6 protein-coding genes are annotated in these 5,880 nt (G+C 67.8%); 4 read left to right on the plus strand and 2 right to left on the minus strand.

Annotated elements, in window-relative coordinates:
• Nucleotides 1-425: 425 nt before the first annotated feature.
• Entirely contained in the window at nucleotides 426-989 is a 564-nt protein-coding gene (locus tag ACZ68L_RS46485) for a hypothetical protein (RefSeq protein ID WP_469590924.1), read from the minus strand.
• Nucleotides 990-1,229: 240 nt separating this feature from the next.
• Between ACZ68L_RS46485 and ACZ68L_RS46490 the strand changes: the two genes are divergently transcribed.
• From ACZ68L_RS46490 to ACZ68L_RS46505, 4 genes are all read left to right on the plus strand, one after another.
• Complete coding sequence (locus tag ACZ68L_RS46490) at nucleotides 1,230-1,412, plus strand: hypothetical protein (RefSeq protein ID WP_469590926.1); 183 nt, start codon at nucleotides 1,230-1,232, stop codon at nucleotides 1,410-1,412.
• Between the two features lie 235 nt (nucleotides 1,413-1,647).
• Entirely contained in the window at nucleotides 1,648-1,911 is a 264-nt protein-coding gene (locus ACZ68L_RS46495) for a helix-turn-helix transcriptional regulator (RefSeq protein ID WP_469590928.1), read from the plus strand.
• A gap of 156 nt (nucleotides 1,912-2,067) precedes the next feature.
• Nucleotides 2,068-2,934, plus strand: a complete 867-nt coding sequence (locus tag ACZ68L_RS46500; RefSeq protein WP_469590930.1) for a DUF6083 domain-containing protein — start codon at nucleotides 2,068-2,070, stop codon at nucleotides 2,932-2,934.
• Nucleotides 2,935-3,172: 238 nt separating this feature from the next.
• Nucleotides 3,173-4,645 carry a UvrD-helicase domain-containing protein gene (locus ACZ68L_RS46505; protein ID WP_469590932.1) on the plus strand — a complete coding sequence of 491 codons (1,473 nt, stop codon included), beginning with the start codon at nucleotides 3,173-3,175 and terminating at the stop codon, nucleotides 4,643-4,645.
• Nucleotides 4,646-4,677: 32 nt separating this feature from the next.
• On the opposite strand, the gene ACZ68L_RS46510 is transcribed toward ACZ68L_RS46505, so the two are convergent.
• Nucleotides 4,678-5,259 carry an excalibur calcium-binding domain-containing protein gene (locus ACZ68L_RS46510; RefSeq protein ID WP_469590934.1) on the minus strand — a complete coding sequence of 194 codons (582 nt, stop codon included), beginning with the start codon at nucleotides 5,257-5,259 and terminating at the stop codon, nucleotides 4,678-4,680.
• Between the last annotated feature and the right edge of the window lie 621 nt (nucleotides 5,260-5,880).

Here is a 5,880-nt window from a genome sequence, read left to right on the forward strand (position 1 = left end):
GGACCGGCCAATGCCCCACCTGCCACCGCGACTTACCCAAACACACAACGACAACGCCGCCACCACAGAAGCGCAACCTAACGAAGTACTACTAGAGCATGGACACGAAAATCGCGCAGATTTTCAACCCAGCCACAGTCGGGGAACCATCACCGGTGACCTGGGAACGACCTTCAGACGCCGCAGTGCCGTCCCGCCCGGCATCGGAGGGCCACGGATTCAATTGTCGCTCAGTTGACCCGACTTGGTCTGGTGGGGTTACGCGTCGACCTATCCCGCAGTGTTCGAGTAGGACTCGTAGGAGCCGCATCTGCAGCGGAATTTCTGTGGCAAGCCTGTTTGGTGCGCCGTCGCGACCTCCTGCGGCTCCCGCCGGTGGTACCGACGCGAGTTGCGCGCTGCCTGTACGCCCGTGAGCAGAGTTCTCATTTACGAGGCGGGTCCCAGGACACGTCTTGCGTGACCGGGTCGAACGTCCATGCTGCGACGGCGTTCACGGCCACGAGACGGTCGAGTGTCGCGGTAAGCGTGTTCTGGTCGAGTCCGCAGGTACGGGTCAGGTGAACTGCTTCCAGGCTGGTCCGCCCGGCGTCGGGGGAGTGGTGCGCGGCGAGTACCAGTGCGGTCAGGCGGTCTGCGGCAGGCAAGGCACGTAGCCGTGGCCGGGAGACCCCCCGCAGAGCCCAGTCGGCAGCCCGGTGACGGTCGCGCCGGGCGGGCTCCTGGGTGAGGACGGTCGCATCGAGCAGTTGCGCGGCGGCAGTTCTGCGCCCCGTCTGTTCTGTGGGATGCGGCAAACGGCGCAGCCAGCGGGCGTCCTCCAGCTCGTCCCAGGGCGCGAGGTCCCGGGCCAGGCGCATGCCGCGAAGCAGCCCGGCCGGGAGATGCACCTGCCCGGATGTGTTGCTGCACAGTGCACACTGCAGCGCCAGGAGTCGGCCCTCGGCGCTCACCTCCGGGGGAAGCACGGCCGCGAGATAGCTGAGCATGTCGCGGACACGATGCGCCGGAGCGGCACCACCGGGCAACGTGGAACGCTGCGCCCCAGCGGAACCGGGGCCGGCATCGGGCCTTGCTGGGGTTGATGCGATAGCGGTGTCGGGGACGACGGCGCTGCCCGGGGTGGCACCCGCGCAGGCGGCGCAGACGTCGGCCAGACGCCAGAGACGGCCTCCGCGTTCACGCGCTAGGACGAGCAGGACGGGGCCGGCACAACCCCGGTGGCGCGGATGCCACCGGCATCCGCGTTCATGGCACTGGCAGGTACGCAGGTGCGGGAGCAGCACGTCGCGCCGCGCGTGGTGGGCCAGGTGCGCCAGGACCGCGGGCCGGGCCGCAGACGCTGCCAGAGCGTGACCGCGTGGCGCGCACAAGGCGCAATAGAGCACGGTTCCGCCCTGCTGCGGGCGTAGTTCCACGGTCCAGGTGCGCCGTACCTGGGGGCGCAGGGTGCACAGCCTCATGGGGCGCCCGTTCCTCCTGTCTTCAGCCGGGAGCCGACCCGCCCCTGGGAGTCGTGGCGAGGGGAGGGGTGTCGGCGCCACACCGTAGTGCAGACCTCTGCCCTCACGTGCGGCGCGGCGACCTGCGGAAATAGGGCAGAGGTCTGCACTGACAGGGCAGGGGTCTGCACCTTCGGATGGGGGGGTGACAACCTTCCCGCCCGACCCGAACCTCACCGCCCTCCGCCTGGAGCTCGCGCGGCTGAGGAGCGAACGCGGCTGGATCTACGACGAACTCGCCCGCCGCACCGGCCTGGCCAGACGCACCCTCATCGAAATCGAGCAGGGCCGCACCATCGGATCCCTCAAGACCTGGCACGCCCTCGCCCACGCCCTCGACGTGTCCGTCGACCACCTCTTCGCCACCCTCTGTGAAGGCCACGAGCCACCCGCCGAACCTGCCGAATAGCACCACTGGCCCCGTCGCCGAGGATCACCCGATCCAGTCACCGACGGGAACCCCTGCACGAGAAGTCGCACACCTGTCCCGCCCGGTTGAGCCATCCGCAGGACAAACCGGCACGCTCACCACAGCCACGGCGCGGCGCCTGTCACCTTCACGGCCATGTCCTCCACTTCCGGCCGCCGATGGGACGGAACCCCCAACCGCCCCCACCGCCAGCGGGCCCTGCGCGTCGCCATCGACAGCCCCACCCGCCTCGTGTGCAGCGCCCAGCCCAGCCGCTGCCGCGAGTGCGGCAACCGCGTCGACTGGTACACCCGCCCCGACAACCGCCCGATCAGCCTCCACCCGCAAGAACTCGACGCCACCTCCGTTCCGGCCGCCAGCCGCTGGCACGTCAGCTCCGGCATCGCCCACCCCGCCCACGACGGCACCCCCTGGTGCCGCATCCCCCACATCTCCCTGTGCCCCGCACACCCCGCCCCCACCCCGCTCACCTCGCAGATCGCTGCACTGCGCCGCCATCTCGCCCTGCACACCCGCCGACTCCTCGACATCGGCACCCTCACCCCACCAACACCGGGCACAGCCTCACCCGCAACCACCCCAGAACCTTGCCGTCCGGCCCGGCCCATCGTCCTGGTCCTCCACACCCGCTACCTCGCCGCCCAGCCCGTCGACACCATCCAGTGCGTAGCCCAGACCCGGCTCCGCCACCGCTGCACCCGCCCCGTCCTCAGCCCCGACGCACCGGCCGGCACATGGACACTCGTCCCCGCCACCACCGGACGACGCGGACAACTCACCATCCCCGACGGCCTCATGGCCGTCTACGACCTCACCCGCCTCCCTTACGCGGAACAACTGCGCTGGCACCACCAACGCTGCCCCGACCACGCCGCCGCCCCGGGCGCAGCCGACCTCGCACGCTGCGACTGGGAAGCCTTCGACCCGCTGCTGCACCACCAGCACATCCACAACCGCCTGCCCACCACAGTCAGACACCACCGGACCCAGACACGGGCATGAGAACCGCACACGACCATGCACGGCCGAAGTCCACCCAGGCATCGCTCCAGGAGTCCGCGCCCTGAATTCGCCTGCCCATACCGCCCCCCCGGGCGCTGGCACACCTCGCAGCCGAAAACGCTCCACAGGCTCGACATCGCCCTGCAACGACTTCTGACACACCTCATCCCGCCGCAACAGCTGACCGCTGCCGCGCATACGTTCACCCACCCCCCCCGCACACCGATGGAGTACCAGGGTGCTCAACCCGAATCCCACCGACGAACAAACCGCCGCAGCCGACGCCTTCCACGCCGGCGACCACCTCGCCCTCCAAGCAGGCGCCGGCACCGGCAAGACCAGCACCCTGGCCCTACTTGCCCACCGCACACGCCGCCGCGGCCGCTACCTCGCCTACAACAGAGCCATCGCCCAGGACGCCGCTGCCCGCTTCCCTCCCGCCGTCACCTGCAAAACCGCCCACGCCCTGGCATACGCCGCCACCGGCCACCACTACGCCCAGCGCCTGAACGCCCCCAGACGCCCCGCCTGGCAAACAGGCCAAGCCCTCGGCATCACCAAAACCATCCGCATCGGCGAACGCGACCTGTCACCCAAAGCCCTCTCCTACGCCACCCTGCGCACCGTAACCAGCTTCTGCCACTCCGCCGCACCCACCATCACCCGCCACCACGTCCCCCGCCTACGCGGCCTCGAAGACCCCGACCTGCACACCCAACTCACCAAACACATCGTGCCCTTCGCCCGCCGAGCCTGGACCGACCTCCAGCACACACACGACGGAGCCGTCCGCTTCGACCACGACCACTACCTCAAGATCTGGGCCCTCACCCAACCCAAAATCAACACCGACTTCCTTCTACTCGACGAAGCCCAGGACACCAACCCCGTCGTCGAAGAAATCTTCCTCAACCAGCGCAGCCACGCCCAACTGGTCATGGTCGGCGACTCCGCACAAGCCATCTACCAATGGCGCGGAGCACGCGACGTCATGACCGAATTCTCCGGCACACAACTCACTCTGTCCAAGTCCTTCCGCTTCGGACCCCACCTCGCAGCCGAAGCCAACCGATGGCTCACCCTCGCCGACGCACCCCTGCGCCTCGAAGGAACCGACACGGTCCCTACCGAACTCGGCCCCGTCGAGGTCCCCGACGCTGTCCTGTGCCGGACCAACGTGGGCGCCATGCGCGAAGTCATGCAGCTACTCGAAATGGGCCACCGCGTAGCTCTGGTCGGGGGAGGGGAGGCGCTACGGGCCTTGGCCCGGGCTGCCAACGACCTCAAAGAGGGCCACCGCACATCTCACCCCGAGCTCGTCCTCTTCCCGACCTGGGGCGAACTGCAGGACTACGCCGGCCACGACCCAGCCGGCGGCGACCTTCAGCCACTCGTCGACCTCGTCGACACCCATGGCACCACCACCATCCTCCAAGCCATCGACCAGCTCGACGACGAACACACAGCTGAGGTGACCGTCTCCACTGCACACAAAGCCAAAGGGCGCGAATGGCCACGTGTACGAATCGCTGACGACTTCACCCCGCCACCGGACAGCGACGAACACGACGACAAGGGCCAACCCCTTCCCGGGCCCATCGACGACGGCGAAGCCCGACTCGCCTACGTAGCAGTCACACGAGCCCGAAACCGCCTCGACATCGGAGGCCTCGCATGGATCAACCACCACCCCGACGCCAGCCCCGCATGACACAGGGAAGACCGCTCACTGCCGCAGCACCACTATTCGCAACCGACCCCGTCGCCGTCCCGGTCGAGATGGCGCCCATAGCCGGGCTCTCCGGCGTGAATGGGCGCGGCGCCGGCTGCGCGCACAGCGTCGCAGTTGGCGTAGTACGCGCTGCTGTTACTCCCACCCGAACCTGATCCGCCGGACGTGCCATCGTCCCGGACTTTGGGGGCGACGGTCACTCTGACAGTCTTCGTCCTGGTGACGGTCGGCACCGGTTCCGGGCTTGCGGTCACCGTCTCGGCAGGCGCTGGAGTAGCGGTCACGGGCGCTGTTGCCGTCACCGTGACAGAAGAGACGGGTTGTGCGCCGACAACTTTCTGGGTCTTCGCGGGATCATCCGCACTGCCTATTCCTACGCCGACGACGAACAAGATGACGCCGGCCGGGATCAGGAATCGCTTCCGTGTCCACTTCGGACGGCACTGTGGGGGAGTGGGGGCGGCGTAGGGGTTGTTGCTGGGCGGCTGGGGCGGTTGCCCCCACGGCGGCTGCTGGCTCTGAGCCATACATCCCCCTGAGTGTGGTCCGTGGAGAGATGACCGTAACCACGCCGCATGGAGTGCAGGAGTCATATATTCCGTTAGTGACGGATCTGTGACCAAAGGGCGGAGGATGCGCGGTTGGATGCCTACTGCTGCCAGGCCTCTCGATCCGATCAGGAACCGTCCCCGCCGATCCTGCAGCCCAGCGCCTTCGCTCTGGGCTGAGAAGCCGTTGTCGTACCGGTCTTGGTGAGCATGGGTTCGAATGCGGCGGCTCGGTCGGGCGATCTTCGGTCTGTCCGTGCATGAAGACAGGGCCTCTGGTGCAGCTCGGGGTTGTCGAGACCTTGAGCACACCAGGAGGCCCTACCGACGGCATCCCGGCACTTCCACTGCAGAGACGACACAACACCTCGTCTCTGCCGCCGAAACACCGACCCTTTGCCTGACCAGCGCAAACGCACCCGTCAATCTCGGAAGGACAGCGGCTTTAACTGGCCCGGACGGGAATCGTGTCAGAAGTCTGGTCTAGTGCCGCATCAACCAACGTTTGAACCGCCCCGGGTTCGGTAGAGATCTCAGATTGTGGTTTTGACCTGGGGTTTCGCGGTGGTGGGGTAGTGGTTGGTCTCGTATTCGACGGGTGGGATGTGCCCTATTTCACCGTGGAGTCGGCGGTGGCAGTACCAGTCGACCCACTCGGCCGTCGCG

Source organism: Streptomyces sp. NPDC104309, from assembly GCF_055584025.1.

Excerpts from the sequence above, each read along its gene's own strand:
- ACZ68L_RS46485 (WP_469590924.1), bottom strand. The coding sequence starts at position 989 with ATGCTCAGCTATCTCGCGGCCGTGCTTCCCCCGGAGGTGAGCGCCGAG.
- ACZ68L_RS46490 (WP_469590926.1), top strand. The coding sequence starts at position 1,230 with ATGCCACCGGCATCCGCGTTCATGGCACTGGCAGGTACGCAGGTGCGG.
- ACZ68L_RS46500 (WP_469590930.1), top strand. The coding sequence starts at position 2,068 with ATGTCCTCCACTTCCGGCCGCCGATGGGACGGAACCCCCAACCGCCCC.
- ACZ68L_RS46510 (WP_469590934.1), bottom strand. The coding sequence starts at position 5,259 with ATGACTCCTGCACTCCATGCGGCGTGGTTACGGTCATCTCTCCACGGA.